Origin of the sequence: Burkholderia sp. BCC0044 (assembly GCF_902832955.1) — a bacterium.
In the GTDB taxonomy this organism is placed as follows: domain Bacteria; phylum Pseudomonadota; class Gammaproteobacteria; order Burkholderiales; family Burkholderiaceae; genus Burkholderia.
Map to the genome: position 1 here is coordinate 653,883 of NZ_CADFDO010000004.1, position 19,872 is coordinate 673,754.

20 protein-coding genes and 1 pseudogene are annotated in these 19,872 nt (G+C 66.7%); 8 read left to right on the plus strand and 13 right to left on the minus strand.

Annotated features, from left to right (window positions below):
• Window positions 1-330: 330 nt before the first annotated feature.
• The 4 genes from HWX14_RS25630 (at window position 331) to HWX14_RS25645 (ending at window position 4,715) form a co-directional block, all read left to right on the plus strand.
• The gene (locus HWX14_RS25630) at window positions 331-1,515 is read left to right on the plus strand and encodes a porin (protein WP_175885147.1); all 1,185 of its coding nucleotides are present in this window, start codon (window positions 331-333) and stop codon (window positions 1,513-1,515) included.
• A gap of 150 nt (window positions 1,516-1,665) precedes the next feature.
• On the plus strand, window positions 1,666-2,922 hold the full coding sequence (soxC, locus tag HWX14_RS25635; RefSeq protein WP_175885148.1) for a sulfite dehydrogenase: 1,257 nt from the start codon (window positions 1,666-1,668) through the stop codon (window positions 2,920-2,922).
• Complete coding sequence (locus HWX14_RS25640) at window positions 2,915-3,439, plus strand: cytochrome c (RefSeq protein WP_175885149.1); 525 nt, start codon at window positions 2,915-2,917, stop codon at window positions 3,437-3,439. Before soxC ends, HWX14_RS25640 begins: the two co-directional genes overlap by 8 nt.
• Before the next feature lie 88 nt (window positions 3,440-3,527).
• Window positions 3,528-4,715, plus strand: a complete 1,188-nt coding sequence (locus HWX14_RS25645) for an LLM class flavin-dependent oxidoreductase (RefSeq protein WP_175885150.1) — start codon at window positions 3,528-3,530, stop codon at window positions 4,713-4,715.
• Window positions 4,716-4,754: 39 nt separating this feature from the next.
• Here the strand turns inward: HWX14_RS25645 and HWX14_RS25650 are convergent, their stop codons facing one another.
• The 7 genes from HWX14_RS25650 to HWX14_RS25680 form a co-directional block, all read right to left on the minus strand.
• Entirely contained in the window at window positions 4,755-5,972 is a 1,218-nt protein-coding gene (locus tag HWX14_RS25650; RefSeq protein WP_175885151.1) for an acyl-CoA dehydrogenase family protein, read from the minus strand.
• A 114-nt stretch (window positions 5,973-6,086) separates the two neighbouring features.
• Complete coding sequence (locus tag HWX14_RS25655) at window positions 6,087-6,974, minus strand: ABC transporter permease (RefSeq protein ID WP_175885152.1); 888 nt, start codon at window positions 6,972-6,974, stop codon at window positions 6,087-6,089.
• Complete coding sequence (locus HWX14_RS25660; protein WP_175885153.1) at window positions 6,971-7,978, minus strand: ABC transporter ATP-binding protein; 1,008 nt, start codon at window positions 7,976-7,978, stop codon at window positions 6,971-6,973. The genes HWX14_RS25655 and HWX14_RS25660 overlap by 4 nt, the downstream gene beginning before the upstream one ends.
• 67 nt (window positions 7,979-8,045) lie before the next feature.
• Window positions 8,046-9,077 carry an ABC transporter substrate-binding protein gene (locus tag HWX14_RS25665; RefSeq protein WP_175885154.1) on the minus strand — a complete coding sequence of 344 codons (1,032 nt, stop codon included), beginning with the start codon at window positions 9,075-9,077 and terminating at the stop codon, window positions 8,046-8,048.
• Between the two features lie 48 nt (window positions 9,078-9,125).
• Complete coding sequence (locus HWX14_RS25670) at window positions 9,126-10,052, minus strand: TauD/TfdA family dioxygenase (protein WP_175885155.1); 927 nt, start codon at window positions 10,050-10,052, stop codon at window positions 9,126-9,128.
• 214 nt (window positions 10,053-10,266) lie between these two features.
• Window positions 10,267-11,274 carry an SDR family oxidoreductase gene (locus HWX14_RS25675; protein ID WP_175885156.1) on the minus strand — a complete coding sequence of 336 codons (1,008 nt, stop codon included), beginning with the start codon at window positions 11,272-11,274 and terminating at the stop codon, window positions 10,267-10,269.
• 72 nt (window positions 11,275-11,346) lie between these two features.
• Window positions 11,347-11,628, minus strand: coding sequence for a hypothetical protein (locus tag HWX14_RS25680; protein ID WP_175885157.1), 282 nt, complete (start codon window positions 11,626-11,628; stop codon window positions 11,347-11,349).
• A gap of 286 nt (window positions 11,629-11,914) precedes the next feature.
• Here HWX14_RS25680 and HWX14_RS25685 point away from each other — a divergent pair, with 286 nt between their 5' ends.
• Entirely contained in the window at window positions 11,915-12,052 is a 138-nt protein-coding gene (locus tag HWX14_RS25685; protein ID WP_175885158.1) for a hypothetical protein, read from the plus strand.
• Between the two features lie 64 nt (window positions 12,053-12,116).
• On the opposite strand, the gene HWX14_RS25690 is transcribed toward HWX14_RS25685, so the two are convergent.
• From HWX14_RS25690 to HWX14_RS25700, 3 genes are all read right to left on the minus strand, one after another.
• Window positions 12,117-12,386 carry a DUF2934 domain-containing protein gene (locus HWX14_RS25690; protein WP_175885159.1) on the minus strand — a complete coding sequence of 90 codons (270 nt, stop codon included), beginning with the start codon at window positions 12,384-12,386 and terminating at the stop codon, window positions 12,117-12,119.
• A gap of 26 nt (window positions 12,387-12,412) precedes the next feature.
• The gene (locus HWX14_RS25695) at window positions 12,413-12,838 is read right to left on the minus strand and encodes a CBS domain-containing protein (RefSeq protein ID WP_175885160.1); all 426 of its coding nucleotides are present in this window, start codon (window positions 12,836-12,838) and stop codon (window positions 12,413-12,415) included.
• 71 nt (window positions 12,839-12,909) lie between these two features.
• Entirely contained in the window at window positions 12,910-13,620 is a 711-nt protein-coding gene (locus tag HWX14_RS25700) for an MgtC/SapB family protein (RefSeq protein ID WP_175885161.1), read from the minus strand.
• 502 nt (window positions 13,621-14,122) lie between these two features.
• Here HWX14_RS25700 and HWX14_RS25705 point away from each other — a divergent pair.
• From HWX14_RS25705 to HWX14_RS25715, 3 genes are all read left to right on the plus strand, one after another.
• On the plus strand, window positions 14,123-14,407 hold the full coding sequence (locus HWX14_RS25705; RefSeq protein ID WP_011545460.1) for a helix-turn-helix transcriptional regulator: 285 nt from the start codon (window positions 14,123-14,125) through the stop codon (window positions 14,405-14,407).
• A complete protein-coding gene (locus HWX14_RS25710) occupies window positions 14,397-15,701 on the plus strand; it encodes a HipA domain-containing protein (protein ID WP_175885162.1) in 1,305 nt (434 codons plus the stop codon). Before HWX14_RS25705 ends, HWX14_RS25710 begins: the two co-directional genes overlap by 11 nt.
• A gap of 213 nt (window positions 15,702-15,914) precedes the next feature.
• Window positions 15,915-17,861: an ATP-binding protein gene (locus tag HWX14_RS25715; protein WP_175885163.1), complete on the plus strand. Its 1,947-nt coding sequence runs from the start codon at window positions 15,915-15,917 to the stop codon at window positions 17,859-17,861.
• Between the two features lie 208 nt (window positions 17,862-18,069).
• On the opposite strand, the pseudogene HWX14_RS25720 reads toward HWX14_RS25715, so the two are convergent.
• From HWX14_RS25720 to HWX14_RS25730, 3 genes and pseudogenes are all read right to left on the minus strand, one after another.
• Window positions 18,070-18,510, minus strand: a pseudogene (locus tag HWX14_RS25720) (oxidoreductase); the annotation flags it as partial.
• A 195-nt stretch (window positions 18,511-18,705) separates the two neighbouring features.
• Window positions 18,706-18,897 (minus strand): hypothetical protein, encoded by a 192-nt coding sequence (locus HWX14_RS25725; RefSeq protein ID WP_175885164.1) that lies wholly within the window; start codon window positions 18,895-18,897, stop codon window positions 18,706-18,708.
• A 47-nt stretch (window positions 18,898-18,944) separates the two neighbouring features.
• The gene (locus HWX14_RS25730) at window positions 18,945-19,766 is read right to left on the minus strand and encodes an alpha/beta fold hydrolase (RefSeq protein ID WP_175885165.1); all 822 of its coding nucleotides are present in this window, start codon (window positions 19,764-19,766) and stop codon (window positions 18,945-18,947) included.
• Window positions 19,767-19,872: the final 106 nt, after the last annotated feature.

Consider the following 19,872-nt stretch of genomic DNA (forward strand, 5'->3'; position numbering starts at 1 on the left):
CATAGCGCAACGGCCGGTCGTCGCCTAGCGGGCCGTTGTGTAAACGCATCGTCATGCGAACGACGGGTATTGCGTACATCGAACGATTTCATCGATCGATATGACCGCGCGTGTATGTTTGCGGCGAGCGACGTTCGCGGTCCACACGATGCGTTCGCCGCAGCAGTCATGCCGGACGCGATCGCGTCGCCCGTGTCGGGCCGGCGGCAATGCACATTACAAATCGTCCGCGCAGCGAATTACAAACCACGGATCGGCCGTTCAGCGGCGCGTCCGTCGTCAATAGCATCGTGATCCTCGCAAACGTAGTGATAAAAACAGAGGATGATCATGATCAAAAAAACGGTGGTACTGGGTTTGGTTTCGATCGGTTCGGTCGGCGCGCATGCGCAGAGTTCGGTGACGTTGTACGGGGTCGTCGACGCCGGCATCGCGTATACGAACAACCAGGGCGGCGCGAGCAACATCCAGCAGACAAGCGGCAAGCTGAGCGGCAGCCGCTGGGGCCTGAAAGGCGCGGAGGATCTCGGCGGCGGCCTGCAGGCGGTCTTCACGCTGGAAAGCGGGTTCCGGCCGAGCGACGGCGGGCTCGGCCAGGGCGGCCGCCTGTTCGGGCGGTCCGCGTACGTGGGCCTCGGCAAGAAAGGGCTCGGCACGTTGACGTTCGGCCGTCAGTACGAGCCGATCACCGATCTCGTCGCGCAATACTCGGGGGCGGGTTTCTGGTCGCCGGCCACGCACGTGGGCGACAACGACAACCTGAACCAGAGCTTCCGGCTGAACAACGCGGTGAAGTTCCGCAGCGACACGATCGCCGGCTTCACGGCCGACCTGCTCTATGCGTTCAGCAACCAGGCCAATGGCGGCGCGGGCACCGGTTTCTCGAACAACAACGCGTGGGGCGCGTCGGCGAACTACGTGAACGGCCCGCTGTCGATCGGCGGCGGCTATGTGCGGTTCAATCATCCGAACGCGACGTCGAACACGAGCGGCGCGGTGGGCGGCGCAACCTCGACCACCGGCAACGACTACAGCGGCGCGTTCTTCTACGGGCTGAACGGCGGCGTACTGAAGCAGCAGATCGGCGCGGTGGGCGCGAACTACGCGCTCGGCCCGACGACGCTCGGCTTCGCATGGAGCCACACGCAGCTCAACTATGTCGACGGCTCGTCGCGCAAGTTCAACAACTACGACGTGAACGCGCGCTACCAGATCACGCCGGCGGCCACGCTGATCGGTGTCTATACGTTTACCGACGGGCGCGCGAGCGGCCTGCCGGGCACGGGCGGCCAGACGCTGAAGCCGCGCTGGCACCAGTTCACGCTCGGGTTCGACTATGCGCTGTCGAAGCGCACCGATATCTATGTATCGGGCATCTACCAGCTCGCGGCCGGCGATGCGAGCACCTCGACGTCGGGCGGCTATCGCAAGATCGCGGCGATCTCGAACATCGGCAGCGCGTCGTCGACGAACCGCCAGCTCGCATTCGTCAGCGGGCTGCGCGTGAAGTTCTGACGGCACGCGCATCGGGCGCGGTGCAACAGGCACGACAGGTGCGTCAAGCACGATAAGCAAAGCGGGAATCGTTGTTTGCCGCGCCTTGCCCGGTTGCCGAAAATGATCGTTTCCCTGCGCGCGGCTCCCGCGCGCAACACGCGTTCGACCATGACCGATTCCCGTTTTCCTCCCCGCGCGCCGCGTCCCGGCCGGCGTACGGCGTTGCGCCAGCTCGCCGGCGGCTGGGCAGCCGCGATGCTGCCCGCCGGCGGTGCGCTCGCGAGCCAGCCGCTCGACGTACCGCCGTGGACGCGCACGCCCGGTGCGCCGCTGCTGTCGCCCCCGTACGGCCTGCCGGGCGAGCATGAACGCGACGTGATTCGCCGCAGCGCGCGCACGCCTGCACTGCCCGGTTCCGGCTCGTCGATGACGCCGCTCGCCGACCTGTTCGGCGACATCACGCCGAACGGGCTCGTGTACGAGCGTCATCACGCGGGCGTGCCGGACATCGATGCGCAGCGTCATCGCGTCGTCGTGCACGGCCTCGTGCGCGAGCCGCGCGTCTTCACGCTCGACGACCTGCTGCGTTTTCCGTCCGAATCGCGGATCCACTTCCTCGAATGCTCGGGCAACACCGGCAGCGAATGGAGCGGCCCGAGCGGGCTGCCGGTTCAGTTCACGCACGGGTTGCTGTCGTGCTGCGAATGGACCGGCGTGCGGCTGTCGACGCTGCTCGACGAAACGGGCATCGATGCCGACGCACGCTGGCTGCTCGCCGAAGGCGCGGACGGCGCGGCGATGACGCGCAGCCTGCCGCTCGACCGGATTCTCGAGCGCGCGCTGGTCGTCTATGCGCAGAACGGCGAACGGCTGCGTCCGGAGAACGGCTACCCGGTGCGACTGATCGTGCCGGGTTTCGAAGGCAATACGAACATCAAGTGGCTGCGACGGCTGAAGCTGGTGCGCGCGCCGGAGATGACGCGCGAGGAAACGTCGAAATACACGAATCTGCTGCCCGACGGCTGCGCGCGCCAGTTCGTGTTCGAGATGGACGCGAAGTCGGTCATCACGCGGCCGTCGGCCGGCCATCGGCTCGGCGCGCACGGCTATTACCCGATCAGCGGCTACGCGTGGTCGGGCCGCGGCCGGATTCGCGCCGTCGACGTGTCGACCGACGGCGGCCGCACATGGCGGCCGGCACGGCTCACCAGCGACGTACGCGATCGTGCGTTGACGCGTTTCGAGGCCGACTGGGTATGGCGCGGCGAGCCGGCCGACCTGCAAAGCCGCGCGACCGACGACACCGGCTACGTGCAGCCGACCCGCGACGCGCTCGTCGCCGCGCGTGGCCTGAACTCGCAGTACCACTACAACGGCATCCAGAACTGGCGCGTCGGCACGGACGGCGAGGTGCGCAATGCGTAAGCCGCTCGCTTGTCTGCTGGCAGCCTGCGCGATGACGTCGAGCGCGTTCGGCGCCGGCTTCGGTCTCGGCCAGCCGATCGATCGCGCGGCGCTCGCCGCGTGGGACATCGACGTCGCGCCGGACGGCAGCGGCCTGCCGCCCGGCGCGGGCACGGTCGCACGCGGCGGCCACGTGTTCGCCGAAAAATGCGCGATGTGTCACGGCGCCGGCGGCGAAGGCGGCGTCGGCGATCCGCTCGTCGGCGGCGCCGGCTCGCTCGCGAGCGCGAAGCCCAAAAAGACGGTCGGCAGCTACTGGCCGTACGCGACGACGCTGTTCGACTACATTCGCCGGGCGATGCCGTACAACGCACCGCAATCGCTGAGCACGGACGACGTCTATGCGGTCACCGCGTACGTCCTCCACCTGAACGGCATCGTGCCCGCCGACGCCCGGCTCGACCTGCGCACGCTGCCGCGCGTGCGGATGCCGAACCGCGACGGCTTCGTGCCCGACCCGAGGCCGGGCAAGCTATGACGCGTGCCGATCCGCTTGCCGCCGCATCCGCCGCATCGGGCAGCGCACCTGCGCGCGTCGCATCGCACCTTTCAGCAAGGACACCTTGATGAGCGATTCCTCCGTCGCCGCCCCGCTCGCGCCGTCGCCGTTCGTCGACGTTCGTTCGCCGGCGGATTTCCCCGACAGCCCCGTGTCGCGCACCCTCGCGCAGCCGCTGATGCTCGGGCTGTTCCTGCCGATCCAGGCCGGCGGATGGAGCGCGTCGACGCTGCCGCGCTCGACCGACTGGACGTTCGACTACAACGCCGATCTCGTGGCCCGCGCCGAAGCGCTCGGCTTCGATCTCGTGTTCGCGCTGTCGCAGTGGTTGCCGAAAGGCGGCTACGGCGGCGTGTTCGACGGCCAGGCGCTCGACTCGTTCATGACGCTGGCCGCGCTGACCGCGCGCACCGAGCGGATCATCCTCGTCGCGACGAGCCACGTGCTCTACGGGCCGTGGCATCCGCTGCATTTCGCGAAGTTCACCGCGACGCTCGACCACATCTCGCGTGGGCGCTGGGGCATCAACGTGGTGACCGGCCATCGCGCGATCGAACACGAGATGTTCGGCTGGAACCGGATCGAACACGACCGGCGCTACGAGATGGCCGCCGAATTCCTCGACGCGGTCCAGCAGTTGTGGGCGCAACCGGATAATTTCAGCTACACGCCCGAGCTATCGAGCTGGCGGCTGGGCGGCGCATTCGTGACGCCGAAGCCGCGCTACGGCCGCCCGCTGCTGATCAACGCGACGGGTTCCGATGCGGGTATCGCATTCGCCGCGCGCTATTCGGACATCGTGTTCGTCACGAGCCCGGCCGGCCCCGACGCCGAACGCGCGATCGACGCGCTGCCCGCGCATACCGCCCGCGTGAAGGCGGCCGCCGCCGCGCGCGGCCGTACGATCCGCACGCTGCTCAATCCGCTCGTGATCTGCCGCGAAACGGCGGCCGAAGCGCGCGCATACCGCGACGCGATCGTCGCGCATGCGGACGAAGGCAGCTTCCACCGCTTCGACAGCGACGCGCACGCGTGGCGCGGCGGTTTCGAGCAGCGTGCGCAGGCCGCCGCGCGCGCGATCGGCGGCAACATCTCGATCACCGGCTCGCCCGACGAAGTCGCCGATACCATCGTGCGGCTGCACCGCGCGGGCATCGACGGCATCCAGTTGAGCTTCTACGACTTCAAGCCCGATCTCGACTTCTTCGGCGAGCGTGTGCTGCCGCTGCTGCGCGAAGCCGGCTTGCGGCGTTGAAACCCGGCGCGGCGGCGCAGCAGCCGCCGGCTGCCGTCGTCAGAACACGCGCCCTTCGGTCAGGTGCGTCGTCACGCCGTTCAACGCGTAATCGCCGATCACGCGTGCCTTGTGCAGCAGCGGGTTGTGGCTGAAGATCGTGCGCAGGTTGCGCCAGTGGCGATCGAAGTTGTGTTCGCGCGCCGTCGCCGACGCGCCGCCCACTTCGAACAACCGCTCGGCCGCATGCAGCGCGAGCTTGCTGACGATCAGTTGCGTGCGCGCGGTCGCGAGCGCGCTGTCGAGCACGAGCGCATCGGCATCGGCCGCGCCGGCTTCGATCGCGTCGGCGGAACGGTCGAGCGCGCGTGCGTTTTCCCGCACGAGCGCATCGATCGCGTGGCTATGCGCGGACAGTTCGCCGACGATCTGCTGGACGAAATGATCGTCGCGCGCGGTCGGCGCCGGGCTGTGCAGCGCGGGACGGCCGTGCGCGAGCACGTAGCGGCGCGCGTCGGCCACCACGTTGCGCACGATGCCCGCGCCCGTCGCGACGAGATGAAGCTGCCGCAGCGCGCCGCCATGACGGCCGACGAGCGTCGACCCGTCGCGCGGGACCACTTCGTCCGCGAACACCTGCACGTCGTTCAGCAACAGGCTGCCGCTCGCGGTCATGCGCTGGCCCATCCCGTCCCAGTCGTCGAGCACCTGCAGGCCGTCGCGCGCCACGGGAACGATCACGGCGAGCGCGTCGCCCTGCTCGTTCTCCACGTTGATGCGCGCGAAATCGGCGAACGCGGTGCCCGTCGAATAGTATTTGCGGCCCGTCACGCGGTAGTGGTCGCCGTCGCGGCGCAGCACGGTCGTGTTCTCGCCCGGGCGCGACGTGCCGCGCTCGGTCGACGCGCCGCCGAAGATCGCGCCGGCCAGCACGCGCTCGAGCTGCACGTCGTTGAACGCCGTGCGCGGCGACAGCCGCAGCGTCTCGGTCTGGTCGTAGTGGATGCGCAGCGCGTGCGCGAGATTCGAATCGGCGGCCGCCAGCGTCGCGATCGTCTCGAACAGGTCGACCAGCGTGCCGCCCAAACCGCCGTGCTCGACCGGAATCCGCAGCGCGCCCAGCGCCGAGCGCCGGAAGATCGCGAAGCCTTCGAACGGCAATTCGCGACGCGCCTCGCGTGGTGCGGCATCCTCGCCGATCGCGGTCGCGAGATCGGGCAGTGCGGCAAGCGCGTCGCGCAATGCGTCGCGCGGATCGACGGCATCACGGGCAGTCATTCGGCGGGTCCTTGTTCGGGTAGATCAGCGAGTATAAGGACGCCCCCGCCGCGCGTGAAAAGCCGATTTCAGCTTACGTTATGCATGCCCCGGGATTGATCGCAGACGGACGCGTCAGTGCTGAATCCCCCAGCGCCGCACGGTCACGCGCTCGAGCGTATCGAACACGAGGTTCTCGACCAGCAGCCCGATCACGATGACCGCCGCGAGGCCCGCGAACACGCGATCCGTATACAGCTCGTTGCGGTTCTGGAAGATGTACCAGCCGAGCCCGCCCTGCCCCGCGCTCGCGCCGAACACGAGCTCGGCCGCGATCAGCGTGCGCCACGCGAAGGCCCAGCCGACGCGCAGGCCCGACAGGATCGACGGCAGCGCGGCCGGCACGAGGATCAGCGCGATCTGGCGCAGGCCCGTGAGCCCGTAGTTGCGCCCGGCCATTTTCAGCGTGGCGGGCACGCCGACGAAGCCGGTATAGATGCTGAGCGCGAGCGGCCACAGCACCGCGTGCACGAGCACGAACAGCAGGCTGCCGGTGCCGAGCCCGAACCACAGCAGCGCGATCGGCAGCAACGCGATCGACGGCAGCGGATTGAACATCGACGTCAGCATCGTCAGCAGGTCGCGGCCGATGCGCGTGGATACCGCGAGCGACGTCAGCGCGAACGCCAGCAGCACGCCCAGCGCATAGCCGCGCAGCAGCACCGACATCGAGATGCCGGTCTTGACCAGCAGTTCGCCCGACTCGATGCCCTGCACGAACGCGGCCAGCGTCGCGCCGAAGGTCGGGACGAGCAGATCGTTCGCGACGATGCGCGCCACGATCTCCCATGCGGCGATCAGCACGAGCGCGATGACGCTGCGGCGAAACCACGCGGCGTCGGCGATGCGGCGCAGCAGCGGCGCGGGCGCCGCGCGTTCGGCGTCGGGCAGCGCGTCGAGCGTGCGCGTGTATTCGTCGCGCACGGGCGGCAGCGGCGGCAGGACCGGATCGATCGTACTCATGATGCGGCGTCCTCCGTCGTCGGTACGTGCGGTGCATGCGGTGCATCGGTGTCGAACAGCAGGCGGTGGATTCGCGCGACGTTGTCGCGGAAGTCGCCGGTGTCGACGTTCTCGAGCGAATGCTCGTGGCTGTTGAGTTCCGCGCGCACACGGCCCGGATGCGGCGACAGCAGCAGAATCCGGTTGCCGACCACCAGCGCCTCCTCGATCGAGTGCGTGACGAACAGCAGCGTGAAGCGGAATTCGTCCCACAGCCGCAGCAGTTCCTCCTGCATCTTGCGGCGCGTGAGCGCGTCGAGCGCGGCGAACGGTTCGTCCATCAGCAGCACGCGCGGCTGCATCGCCAGCGCACGCGCAATCGCGACGCGCTGTTTCATGCCGCCCGACAGCGTATGCGGATAGGCGTCGGCAAACGTGCTCAGGCCGACCTTGTCGAGATAGTGCAGCGCGCGCTCGCGTGCTTCGGCGCGCGACAGCTTCGCGGCGGCGCGCAACGGAAACGCGACGTTCTCGACGACCGTCTTCCACGGCGGCAACTGATCGAATTCCTGGAACACGACGATGCGGTCGGGGCCCGGCCCGCGCACGGGGCGGCCGTCGAGCGCGATCGAACCCGAGACGGGCTCGATGAAGCCGGCGATCGCCTTCAGCAGCGTCGACTTCCCGCACCCCGACGGGCCGAGCAGCACGAAGCGGTCGCTGCCGTACACGTCGAAGCTCACCTGATGCGTCGCGCGAACGATCCGTTCGCCGCTGCGGTATTCGAGGCTGACCTGGTCGATGGCGAGCAGGCGTTCGCTGTGCGCGCCGGCCTGCTCGGCCTGCTCGGCCTGCGCGGCCGAGTGGTCGTCGGCACGTGTATCGGGCACGGCAGACGCAGCCGGCGACGCGCCGCCACGTGCCGCATACGGCGGCAACCAGGTTCGGGGGGAAGTGGCGTTCACGATCGAATCTCTTGCGGGGAAAGCATCAACATACGGCCGGGCGTCGTGCGGACCAACCATCGATTGCGCATATCGAAACCGCGCCGACGCATAAGCGTCGAACGCGGCGTCGCAGCATCGGCGCCGCTCAACTGCCGCCGGCCGTCGCCGGATCGTCGAAGAAGTAGTCGCGCCACGACTTCGGTTCGTTGCGGATCGCGCCGGTGCGATGCATGAACTGCGCGAGCGGCAGCGTGTTCTGCGGCGCGGTCTTGAACTGCACCTGCGGATTGCGCAGGATCTTCAGCAGCAGCGCGCGATCGATCTTCGACCCGTTCACGCGGATATAGGTATCGGCCGCGCGCTCCGGATCGGCCGCGATCTGCCGGGCGGCGTCGGCCAGCGCGGCGACGAACGCACGGTAGGTCTTCGGGTTGTCGTCGCGGAATTTCTCGGTCGCGTACAGCACCGTCGCGGAGCTCGGGCCGCCGAGCACGTCGTACGAATTCAGCACGATGTGCGCGTTCGGATTGCCGGCGAGTTCCTGTTCCTGGAACGGCGGGTTGCCGAAGTGGCCGGTGATCACGTTGCTGTTCGCGAGAATCGCGGCCGTCGCGTCCGGATGCGGAATCGCCTGCGTGAACGCATCGAGCTTGTCGAACTGCTTGTCGCCCCACTGCTTCGCGGCCGCGTACTGCAGCACGCGCGACTGCACCGACACGCCGACCGCCGGCACCGCGATGCGGTCCTTCGCGCTCAGGTCGGCGATCGTCTTCACGTTCGGGTTGCTGCTCACGAGGTAGTACGGAAAATTGCCGAGCGACGCGACGCCCTTCACGTTCTGCCGGCCGCGCGTACGGTCCCACACGGTCAACAGCGGCCCGACGCCCGCGCCCGCGATGTCGACCGCGCCGGACAGCAGCGCGTCGTTCACGGCCGCGCCGCCCGACAGCCGCACCCAGTCGACCTTGATGTCGAGGCCGGCCTTGCGCCCTTCTTTCTCGATCAGTTGCTGGTCGCGCGCGACGTTCAGCATCAGGTAGACGACGCCGAACTGCTCGGCGATGCGGATGCGGCCTTCCGCGTGCGCGGCTTGGGGGATCGCTGCGCCCGCGAAGGCGAGCGCAGCGGTGAGCGTGGCCGCCAGCGCGCGACGCGCCGGCAAGAACGAAAACGACATCGGAACTCCGGTCAGGATGGGGCGGAAATGAATGACGCGGCGCGCGGCTCAGAAAGGCGCGTCGCCTTCGATCGTCGTGCGGTACAGCTTGCGGCGCAGGTGGTCGGGCGTGCCGGCGGCGAGATGCATCAGCGAACGGTTGTCCCAGAACACCAGATCGTGATCGCGCCATGCATGCCGATACAGGTGCTCGGCGCGCACGCTGTGCGCGAACAGTTCGTCGAGCAGCGCGCGGCTTTCGTCGTCGGGTAACCCGACGATGCGCGTCGTGAAATGCTCGCTGACGAACAGCGCCTTGCGGCCGGTTTCCGGATGGGTGCGCACGATCGGATGCACGACCGCCGCGACCTGTGCGATCTGTTCGGGCGACAGGTTCGGCCGCCACGGGCTGCGCGCCTGCAGTTCCGCATAGCGCGCGAGATACGTATGCTCGGCGCGCCGCCCTTCGACCGCGCGGCGCAGGTGCGCGGGCAGCGTATCCCACGCGAGATGCATGTTCGCGAACAGCGTGTCGCCGCCTTCCGCCGGCAGTTCCTGCGCGTGCAGCAGCGAGCCGAGGCTCGGCTTTTCCTTGTACGACAGGTCGGAATGCCAGAAATGGCCGGCGTCGCCGAGCCCGACCGGTTTGCCGTTCTCGACGATGTTCGACACGATCAGCACTTCCGGGTGGCCGGCCAGCGCGAACTGGTGCAGCACGTGAATCTGCAGCGGGCCGAAGCGGCGGCTGAACGCGATGTGCTCGTCCGGCGTGATGCGCTGGTCGCGAAACACCAGCACGTGGTGATCGAGATGCGCGCGATGGATCCGCGCGAAATCGTCGGCGTCGAGCGGTTGCGACAGGTTCAGGCCGATTACCTCGGCGCCGAGCGGCGCGTCGAACGGCACGATGTCGAAATGCTGCGCCGCGCCGTCCGGCCGCAAGGCGGGATGCCCGGCGGAAAGCGTTGCGGCGTCGCGGAGGGGGGTAGTCGTCACGGCACGGCCCTGATTCGGTCAAAACGCGAATCTACGAGGGGGTGCCGGACTGCGTCAACGAAGCGATTCGGATACGTTTATCTGCTGTGGTGATAAAGATCGCTGCTCGCGCATACGGCGCCGATTCGGCGTGGAATCGGGGTGAAATCGTGCGTCCCATGCCGATAGCCGGGGCCGACCGCATCCGGCCGCGTCGGCCTGCACCGGGAGCCGACTAAGGCTGCCCTGCCCCGCCCGACGCGCCATAGATCTGCCCGGTCACGTAGCTCGCGCGCGACGAAAGCAGCTCGACGTAGATCGACGCGATCTCCGCCGGTTGCCCCGGCCGCCCCATCGGCACCTGCTCGCCGAACTTCTCGACGTTGTGCGTCGTCTGTCCGCCGCTAACCTGCAACGGCGTCCAGAACGGCCCCGGCGCGACGCCGTTGACGCGGATCCCGCGCTGGATCATCTGCTTCGCGAGCCCCTTCGTGAAATTCGCGATCGCCGCTTTCGTCATCGCGTAGTCCAGCAGGTTCGCGGACGGGTCGTATGCATTCACCGACGTCGTGTTGACGATCGCCGAACCGGGCGGCATGTGCGCAATGGCGGCCCGCGTGATCCAGAACATCGCGTAAAGGTTGGTGCGCAGCGTCCAGTCGAACTGCTCGGTGCTGATGTCGAGGATCGATTCATGGCTCTGCTGGCGGGCCGCGTTGTTCACGAGGATGTCGAGGCCGCCGAGCGCGGCGACCGCCCGCTCGACGAGCCCGTTGCACGCGCCTTCGCTGCGGATATCGACCGGCAGCGGCACCGCCTTGCGTCCCGCGCTGCGGATCAGGTCCACGACTTCGCGCGCATCGGGCTCTTCGTCGGGCAGATAGACGATCGCGACGTCCGCGCCTTCTCGCGCACAGGCGATCGCCACCGCGCGGCCGATGCCCGAGTCGCCGCCGGTGATCAGCGCCTTGCGGCCGTCGAGCCGGCCGCTGCCGCGATAGCTGCGCTCGCCGTGATCGGGGCGCGGCGTCATGCGGCCCGCGAGGCCCGGCCACGGCTGGTGCTGCTGCGGAAACGGCGCATGCGGATAAAGCGTGCGCGGATCGCGCGGCGCCGTATCGCCGGCGTCGGGCGCGCCGCCGCCCGTCTGCGCGATCGTCGGCAGGGCGACGCTGGCGACCAGTCCGGCCGTCGTGCCCTGCACCCATTTGCGGCGCGATTCGGAAACTTCGTCTGATGACATGGTGGACTCCGGTGCGTGGGTGTCGGAACGGAACGAGACGCGGGGATTCGGCCGCGTCGCCGCTACAGCGCGCTACAGCGGCCGCGGCCGGTTGCCGGAATCGTCGGGCGCGTCGTGCTCGTCGGGCCACGGCTTGCCGGCCGGGTCGTGCACCTCGGTCTGCCCCGGGTCGTCGGGCACGACCTTGCGCGCCCGATCGTCCGGAATCGCGTCGAGTTCGCCGCCGCCGGGCGCATGGCCGGGGCGTGCGGTCGAATCGCCGGCGGGTGTCGGGTTGCGCCGGTTCGGCGCATCGGCCGTCTCGCGTGCCGCGTCGGGCGACGCGGTGTCCTGCCGTTGACTGTCACGGGTCATGAATTTCTCCCTGTCCGGATGCCGATTGCGTTGCGCCGCACCGCGCCGCGACGGGCGGTGCGGCGGCCTGCAACGCTTCCAGCAAGGGACATGCCGTCGTCGGGCTGCGCCGTCGCACCGCCGGCCGGTGAATCGTCGACCGAAATTACAAGCGACGCGTCATCCGGTGCAGTCACGGCGAGGCACGTGGCCGTGCCGATGCGGAAACAAAACGCGGCACGCACGATGCTCGAAAGCGGCATGCCGGTTGCGCGCCGGTGCCCTTTTGACGCCGAGGAGGAAAATCATGAGCGTGACGAACGCGATACCGAACGACGACGATACGACCGACACGCCGGATATTCCGCCGCCCGAGCCCGACGACGAGCGCCACGACGACTTGCCCGACTTGCCGGACCCGACCGAAGTGGGCGAGGACGGCTGACCGAGCGCGCAAACCGTGCAGCGGCCGCGCGGTTTTTCGACGCTGCCGGACGGCGCCCCGCGTTTCACCGCGTGCGCCGCCTTTCGTTCGCAATCTCGTCCGTCGGTATGACGTCGGTGTCCTGCAGCGGCTCGCCGGGGATGCGGCGCTTCGCGGACTGGTCGGCCGGCACATCCGCCGACTGCCCGGCGCCCCCGTCCGCGCCGATGCCCTCGGCATCGAGTTGCTGCTCGGCCCGCTGCCAGTATTCGTCGGCCCGGCCGTCCGGCGCGCCGTCCGCCTGCCACAGCCGGTATGCACGCTCGCGGATCTGCGTTTCCCTGTCTTCGTTCATGTCGTTCTCCGTGTTTGCCATCGCGATCACCGATCCGGACGCGCCGGCGCCGACACCGCGCCGAGCGTCGACGACATCGCGCCGTCCGCGGCGGTCGCCAGATCGCCCAGCGCGACGATGCCGACCAGCCGCTTCTGCCGGTCGACCACCGGCACGCGACGAATCTGCGCGTCTTCCATCTTCTTTTGCACCGCCGACATGTCGTCGTCCTCGTAACACCAGTTCGCCGGCCCGCTGACGACGCCCTCGACCGGCTCGTCCGGCGGCACGCCCATCGACACCGCGCGCACGACGATGTCCCGGTCCGTCAGCATGCCGATCAGCCGCGTGCCGTCGCAGACGGGCAGCGCGCCGACGTTCAGGTCGCTCATCAGCCGGGCCGCCTCGCGCAGGCTCTGCGTCGGGCCGATGGTCGCGGCGTCGCGTGTCATCACTTCCGATACACGTGTCATGTTTCGCTCCTTGATGAACCGCCCACGGCGGCCTGCTGCACGAGCATCGCGCGTTCCGGCCGCCGCCCGCGTCAGTTCTCCGTCGAGCCGCGGACCGACGTCAGGCCGGCCGATTCGGCGATCCGCATCAGTTGCTTCAGCATCACGTCGGCGCCGACTGCTTCGCGCCACTGCACGAGCAGTTCTTCCTCGCGCACCGCGCGGGCGGCCGCTTCGCAAAAGCTTTTCGTCCGGCACGTGAAGCCCGCGTCGCGCAGCTTCGCGGCCAGTTGTTCGCGCGCGGCCGAGCCCGGCGGATATTCGATCGTGACGAGCGCGGTCCTGACGCCGCGCAGGCGCCGCTCGACGAACCGCAGCGGCCAGACGACCAGCAGCGCGAGCACCAGCCCGAGCGCGCCGAGCGACAACTGGCCGCCGCCGATGCATAGCCCGATGACCGTCACGAACCACAGCGTCGCGGCCGTGGTGACGCCCGACACCAGGCCGTCGCGATGCAGGATCGCGCCGCCGCCGATGAAGCCCATCCCGGTCAGGATGCCGAGCGGCAGCCGCATCAGGTCGAGCACCGAGAACGCACCGTCCGGCTTGCCCGCCTGCAGCAGCAGCGCATTGACCTGCAGCATCGACAGGCACGCGGCGAGGCAGACGAGAATCGTCGTGCGCAGGCCGGCCGTCTTGCCGGATTCGCTGCGGTCGACGCCGATCAGCCCGCCGGCGATCAGCGCCAGCGCGATCCTGACGAGAACGTCGTGCCACTGCAGTACGAGCGGCATCGGCTCCATACGCCCTCCCGTGCAAATCGTCATAAGTCGGGGCGCGAACGCCGCCGACGACGCTTGCCGATCGCAAGGATCGGGCCTGCTTTCCGGGTGCGGCGGCGCGTGTAGCGTGTCGGAGGAAATTGTAGAAAGGGGCGTTCTGCGGGCAGCGTGCCACGGTGGCGAAGGGCTTCGGGCCGAATCTGTTCGCGGAACGATCGAGGATCGTCGCTCGGCGCGCGGAACGGGGGGCGGACTGACTGCCGAGGCGGACATCAGCGGGCGCCGTCGTCGGCGTGGCCGGTGGGGCGCGTGCAAAGGTGCCTCGGCCTCCGTCTTTTCCGCATCCGATCGGATACGAATGGCGTCACGGCACGCCTTTCTCGACGATTCGTTCCCGATCGGGAACGAAATGACGATGCAGCTTGCGGGATCCGCCGTTCGTTCCCGTACGAATACGAATGCTGCCGAATCCGGTGAGGTATGCAATACTGTTCCCGCTCAGATACGAAGCACGGAGAACGTCATGTCGGAGTCCCAATCCGTCGACACGATCGGCGCGCTCGCCCACTTCATTCGCGCGGCGCGGATCCAGCAGGGGTTCACGCGGGACGAGCTCGCGAACGCGACCGGACTGTCGCCGAAATTCATCAGCCAGGTGGAAGCCGGCAAGCCGACCGCGCAAATCGGCAAGGTCATGCTGCTGCTGGGCGAACTGGGCGTGCGGCTGTATGCCGAGTCGTCGATCGAGATCTCCGAAGCCACCGCGCTGAAGGCCGCGCAACGCCGCAGGAGCAGCCATGGCGGCTAGAACGCTGATCGCATCCGCGAACGGCGTGCGCATGGGCACGCTGACAGACGACAAGGGGATCTGGTCGTTCGCGTACGACCCGCAATGGCTCGCGTCACCCGTCACATATCCGCTGTCGCCGGCGTTTCCGCTGCGCGCGGGCGTGTTCACCGACACATCGACCGATCGCCCGGTCCAGTGGTTTTTCGACAACCTGCTGCCCGAGGAAGGCATGCGCACGTCGCTCGCGCGCGAGGCGAAGGTCGATGCGGCCGACGCGTGGGGTCTGCTCGCATACTTCGGCCGCGAATCGGCCGGCGCGCTGACGCTGCTGGCCGATGGCGAGCAGGAAACGCCCGGCGGCCTGCAGCCGCTGTCGCTCGACGAACTCGAGCGCCGGATCCAGGCGATGCCCGAGCGCGCGCTGACCGCCACCGCGCCCAAGCGCATGTCGGCGGCCGGCGCACAGCAGAAGCTGCTGCTGGTGTTGCGCGGCGATGCGCCCGACTACACGCTGTTCGAGCCGGTCGGCAGCGAACCGTCGATGCACCTGCTCAAACCCGACATGCGCGCGGCCGGCTATCCGCATTCGGCGATCAACGAGTTCTTCTGCATGCAGCTCGCGAAGAAGATGGGGCTCGACGTGCCCGACGTGCATTTCCTGCGCGCGCCGTCCGCCTGCTACGTGATCGACCGGTTCGACCGCGACATCGCGTCCGAACCGGCCGGGCGCGTGCATACGATCGACGCGATGCAGTTGCTCAACTACGACCGCGGTTTCAAGTATCAGCGGGCGAATGCGCAGGAGCTCGCTCGCGCGATCGACCGCACCAGCACGCGCGCACTGACACGCCTGTCGGTGTTCCGCTGGACTGTGTTCAACGTGGTGGTCGGCAATGCCGACGCGCACCTGAAGAACCTGTCGTTCTTCGTCGACGCGCGCGGCTACCGGCTCGCGCCGTTCTACGACATCGTCAGCACGGTCGTGTATCACACGCCGACGCACCGGCCCGAACATCGCGGCGAGCACTGGCCGCACTGCGAGCTGACGATGCCGCTCGGGACTGCGACGCGGTTCGCCGATATCGACGCGAATGCGCTGGTCGCGTTCGGTCAGGCGCTCGGGCTCAGGGAGAAAGCAGCCGCCAGCGAACTGCAGCGCTTTCTCGAACCGCTCGATCGTCACGTCGAGCAGACGCTCGATGAAGTGCGGAACCTCGCGCACCCGGACGCCGGGGAAATGCGGTTGCTGAATTCGATCGCCGCGATGCCGATCGCGGAGATGGGGCGCGCGCTGCGGCACACGCGCAGTTGAGCGAGGATGCGAGGATTCGCGACCATGGCCATCAACGGTAGGCGAACTTTAAGAGCCGATCCGCCCGGCGTCAGGACCTCCGCATCCTCATCCTGCACAGACACGCGAAACACACCGAGCATTATTGCTATGCAGTCCATAGTGCATTCCATCCATTGATGCGTTGCGTCATATCTGACACCCTCGAAATGTGTCGGCAGCGCATGGGGTGTAATGAAAATGAACGGATTTCGTTTTGAAAATGAAATCGATCGCGCATGCGATACAGTCGACCGGGATCTTGCGGTTCCAGGCGGTTCGAAAACGGGGGCTCCGTCTCCTTCGTCAGACGAAACCCGCTCGCCCAGCCCGGACGAGCCGGGGATCATCAGTCTGATCGGCGTGCTTCAGACGCCGGCATGCTATTTCGACGCAACCGGCGAAGTCGCCGGCATCAACGACGCATGGCTGGCCTACGCCGACCGTCCCGCCGCAACCACGCATCGAGTCCAATGGACGGAGTTGATCCATGCCGAGCATCGATATGCCGCGCTATCGACGCTTCGCGCCGTGCCGCCGGACTCGGACCACACCGCGCTGGAATGCCGACTGGGGCGTTCCCACGACATTGCGCAATGGTTCATCGTCAATCTTCATCGCGTGGGCGCCGGGTGGCTGTGCACGTGTACGAACATCCATGACCTGAAGGTCAAGGAAGACGAACTACGGGATCGCGCCTCGATACAGTCGGACATGCTCAATGTCAGCATCGATTGCATCAAACTGATTTCGCCGGCAGGAAATCTGCTGCACCTGAATCGCGCCGGATGCCTTGCACTCGGTGTCGACGAAGATTCCGGGTTCGGTATGCCGCGGCTGCCGTTGTTACCCGAAGACGTCTGGCCCGACGGAAATATCGCACTGGACGCCGCTCGGCGCGGCGTATTCGGCAGATTTTCCGGGCGAAGCGAGCTTCCGGGGCGCGAGATCCAATACTGGGACAATATGCTGACGCCCCTGCTGGACGCCGACGGAAAGACCACTGCCATCCTGTGTGTGTCGAGAGACGTCACGCGCGAGCGCCTCGCGCTCGATCTGCTTCAGCGTAGCGAGGAGCGGCTCGCCATCGCGGCCCGTGTCGGCGGACTGGGAATCTGGGACTACGACATTGCGTCGGACACACTGCAGTGCGACGAGAACTGGTATCGAATCATGGGTCGCGCGCCGGGCAATCCCATTACCTCGCTTGACCAGTTTCGCCCCTTCATTCATTCGGACGACGTCGACGAGGTCATTCAAGCCACGCAGACTGCGAAAGCGTTCGTTTCATCCGGCAAGGATTATCGGTTCGAATATCGCGTCGTTCGGCCCAATGGCGAAATCCGCTGGGTGCAGTCCACGCTCTATCCGCAGCATGAAAACGGAATCGCCAAACGGACGATCGGGTTCGTGCTCGACGTGACGGAGATCCGATTGGCGCAGCGTCGCCGAGAGGCGTGGCTGCACTTCATTTCCCACGACATGCGCTCGCCCCAAGCGTCGATTCTGGCTTTGATCGATCTTCAGCGAGCCGACGGACGACACACCGCCGCATCGACCCTGCTCGATCGAATTGCCACGTACGCGCAGCGAACGCTGGCATTGGCCGACGACTTCGTTCTGCTGGCGCGCGCCGAGGCGCCGACCTGGGCCGTGGTAGAAACGGATATCGGCAGCGTGGTGCTCGATGCCATAGACGAATTGTGGGCACTGGCTCAGGCGCGACACATCCGGCTCGACGTGAGCATCGGGGACGATGCCTGCGTCGCGCATGTGGAGCCCTTCCTGCTGGTCCGTGCGATCATCAATCTCGTCAATAACGCGATCAAGTTCAGTCCAACGCACGCCACGGTAACCGTCAGGCTGTCGCGCGTCGAGCATGGATATGCGATTGCCGTTTCCGACCATGGCCCCGGCATTTCCGCCGAAGCTCAGCAGCGTCTGTTCGAACCATTTCAACGCTTTCAGGCCGGGCCGTCTCGTTGCCCGCCGGGCGCGGGCCTCGGGCTGGCTTTCGTGAAGACGATTGCGAAGCGATATGGCGGAAGCATCGAGCTCCACACTCGGCCCGGCAAAGGCTGCACATTCGTTTTGACGTTGCCGGACACTTCGTCGCGGATGTTGCCGACCGAGGCTCGATGAGCACGAGGCTCGCCTCGCCACGCGCTTCACGTGCCGATCATCGAGGCTCAGGCCAACCGGGCCCGGGATGATTCGGTTCTCTCGGCCACCGTTGTCGCAACGCGAGGCGAAGCGAAGGTCGATGCGGCCGACGCGCGGATAGGCTGTCGTGCGCGGGTGTCGTGCCGACCCGCCGATACCCGCGCGGCGTGCCGCGAATGCTCAGGCGTCAACCCCGCCCCGCAAAGGCATCGACGCCCGTCGCCGCCGCGGACCACGCCCACAGCCGCGCCGCGTCCTCCGGATCGATCGCATGCGGCCGCACGCCTGATTCCTCATTGCCGCGCGTCACCGTCGCGACGTCGCAATCCTCGCAATAGACACCACCGAGATCGGCCAGGCGCGGCGACGTCGCCGCCCATACCTGAGTTGCCGCCCCCTGCGCAGGCGTCTTGAACGTCGGATCGATCGGCACGCCGTGCTCGTCGACCCAGCCCTGCGCCATCATTTCCTCGCGCGTCAGATGGCGCTGCAGCGGCGTCGCGATCTTGCCGGGATGCAGCGAATACGCGCGAACGCCGAACGGCGCCCCGAGCACGTCGAGCTGCACCGCGAACAACGCGTTGGCGGTTTTCGACTGCCCGTACGCGAGCCATTTGTCGTAGCCGCGCACGTAGAACAAAATAAAGTTGTCACCGTTTGCGAAGTAAAGATGTCACTTCAGCAGTTCGCAGTCACCCAAGAGCTGCGAACCCTTGTGAATTCAAGGATTTGCCCGCCGCGAATTAAAGTTGTCACCGAGCGCGGCGTTGCGAAGAGCGATGTCAACTCCCTCGCGACGTCGTTGCAGCACCGGCGGTCGCGGTCACACGTTGTTCAAAACCTGAGTTTGAGCACACAATCTTGCCGTCGTGATAACAAAGTTATCTTTCGAGACTTTTCGCGACATGATCCGGTATGGAGGAGTGATGGTGGTGATTGCTTGTTCTGGCTCATCCTTGCGCCGGACGGAGTTATTTTGTTGCCCCACGCGCAATTGATTGCGATCCACACCCATGTCGAATAGTCGATTCTGATCGGATCACTTACTCCAAAATTGCACAACTATTTCATGGATATGAGCGGCGCGACAAATTGCTCAAAATGCGGCAACCAGATAGGGATAGCCTCCTTGACAGTGAACATGCCGTGACCGTTCTTACCGAAAGACGGTTCGATAATCATTTTTCCCTGACCGCCAGCCGCCTGAAATGCTGCAAACCATGTTGCAACAACGTCAGGGGCAAAGAACTTGTCGTTCTGAACATAATGCCAAAGTACAGGAATGCGTGTTGTCGTCGCGAAATGCGCAACCGTGTCAGCCATCTGATGCGCGCCACAAGGCGTGCCTGGATGTGTCAACGGGTTCCCGCCGCGGCCACCAGAAAAGTTGACGACAGCGACCAATCCGTCCGGGGCATAGCTTGCTGCTGCCAGCGACGCGAATCCGCCCGCTGATTGCCCTACCAAAACAACACGTTTCCTATCCACCTGAGGCAATGTCTGCGCATATTTGATGGCTGCAAGCACATCCTGTGCTGCTTGCTCGCCGGCAGCAGTGTAATCAGGATGCCGGCAAGAACGCACCTCCTCCTCGTCGACGCCTCCCGTGGCTCCGTAGCCCCGGCGGATCGGCACGATAACAGCAAAACCGAGTTGGACGAACGTCCGAATTTGAGGCAATACACGGTAACGGCCTACTTTCCATCGATCGCGGGAATTAGGCGGACTTCCGTGACTCAAAACAATCAATGGAAATGGACCGGGACCGGCAGGCATATAAGTAGTCGCTACTATGTCCCGCTTATGAGCGTCCGCGCCAACGGACACCTTGACGATGGTTTCGTGCAGATCAGTCGCGATGGCCTGATCGTCGCTCGCTGACATTGCACAGCCGATTAGGGGAACGGTCAAGGCTCCCAACATCAATGGTCGGAGCAACCGGGCAAATATCCATTTTTGACACGTTTGCCTCGGATGTGCAGGAGTCTCC

Excerpts from the sequence above, each read along its gene's own strand:
- HWX14_RS25630 (WP_175885147.1), top strand. The coding sequence starts at position 331 with ATGATCAAAAAAACGGTGGTACTGGGTTTGGTTTCGATCGGTTCGGTC.
- soxC (WP_175885148.1), top strand. The coding sequence starts at position 1,666 with ATGACCGATTCCCGTTTTCCTCCCCGCGCGCCGCGTCCCGGCCGGCGT.
- HWX14_RS25640 (WP_175885149.1), top strand. The coding sequence starts at position 2,915 with ATGCGTAAGCCGCTCGCTTGTCTGCTGGCAGCCTGCGCGATGACGTCG.
- HWX14_RS25645 (WP_175885150.1), top strand. The coding sequence starts at position 3,528 with ATGAGCGATTCCTCCGTCGCCGCCCCGCTCGCGCCGTCGCCGTTCGTC.
- HWX14_RS25650 (WP_175885151.1), bottom strand. The coding sequence starts at position 5,972 with ATGACTGCCCGTGATGCCGTCGATCCGCGCGACGCATTGCGCGACGCG.
- HWX14_RS25655 (WP_175885152.1), bottom strand. The coding sequence starts at position 6,974 with ATGAGTACGATCGATCCGGTCCTGCCGCCGCTGCCGCCCGTGCGCGAC.
- HWX14_RS25660 (WP_175885153.1), bottom strand. The coding sequence starts at position 7,978 with ATGGTTGGTCCGCACGACGCCCGGCCGTATGTTGATGCTTTCCCCGCA.
- HWX14_RS25665 (WP_175885154.1), bottom strand. The coding sequence starts at position 9,077 with ATGTCGTTTTCGTTCTTGCCGGCGCGTCGCGCGCTGGCGGCCACGCTC.
- HWX14_RS25675 (WP_175885156.1), bottom strand. The coding sequence starts at position 11,274 with ATGTCATCAGACGAAGTTTCCGAATCGCGCCGCAAATGGGTGCAGGGC.
- HWX14_RS25680 (WP_175885157.1), bottom strand. The coding sequence starts at position 11,628 with ATGACCCGTGACAGTCAACGGCAGGACACCGCGTCGCCCGACGCGGCA.
- HWX14_RS25685 (WP_175885158.1), top strand. The coding sequence starts at position 11,915 with ATGAGCGTGACGAACGCGATACCGAACGACGACGATACGACCGACACG.
- HWX14_RS25690 (WP_175885159.1), bottom strand. The coding sequence starts at position 12,386 with ATGAACGAAGACAGGGAAACGCAGATCCGCGAGCGTGCATACCGGCTG.
- HWX14_RS25695 (WP_175885160.1), bottom strand. The coding sequence starts at position 12,838 with ATGACACGTGTATCGGAAGTGATGACACGCGACGCCGCGACCATCGGC.
- HWX14_RS25700 (WP_175885161.1), bottom strand. The coding sequence starts at position 13,620 with ATGGAGCCGATGCCGCTCGTACTGCAGTGGCACGACGTTCTCGTCAGG.
- HWX14_RS25705 (WP_011545460.1), top strand. The coding sequence starts at position 14,123 with ATGTCGGAGTCCCAATCCGTCGACACGATCGGCGCGCTCGCCCACTTC.
- HWX14_RS25710 (WP_175885162.1), top strand. The coding sequence starts at position 14,397 with ATGGCGGCTAGAACGCTGATCGCATCCGCGAACGGCGTGCGCATGGGC.
- HWX14_RS25715 (WP_175885163.1), top strand. The coding sequence starts at position 15,915 with ATGAAAATGAACGGATTTCGTTTTGAAAATGAAATCGATCGCGCATGC.
- HWX14_RS25725 (WP_175885164.1), bottom strand. The coding sequence starts at position 18,897 with ATGGGTGTGGATCGCAATCAATTGCGCGTGGGGCAACAAAATAACTCC.
- HWX14_RS25730 (WP_175885165.1), bottom strand. The coding sequence starts at position 19,766 with ATGTCAGCGAGCGACGATCAGGCCATCGCGACTGATCTGCACGAAACC.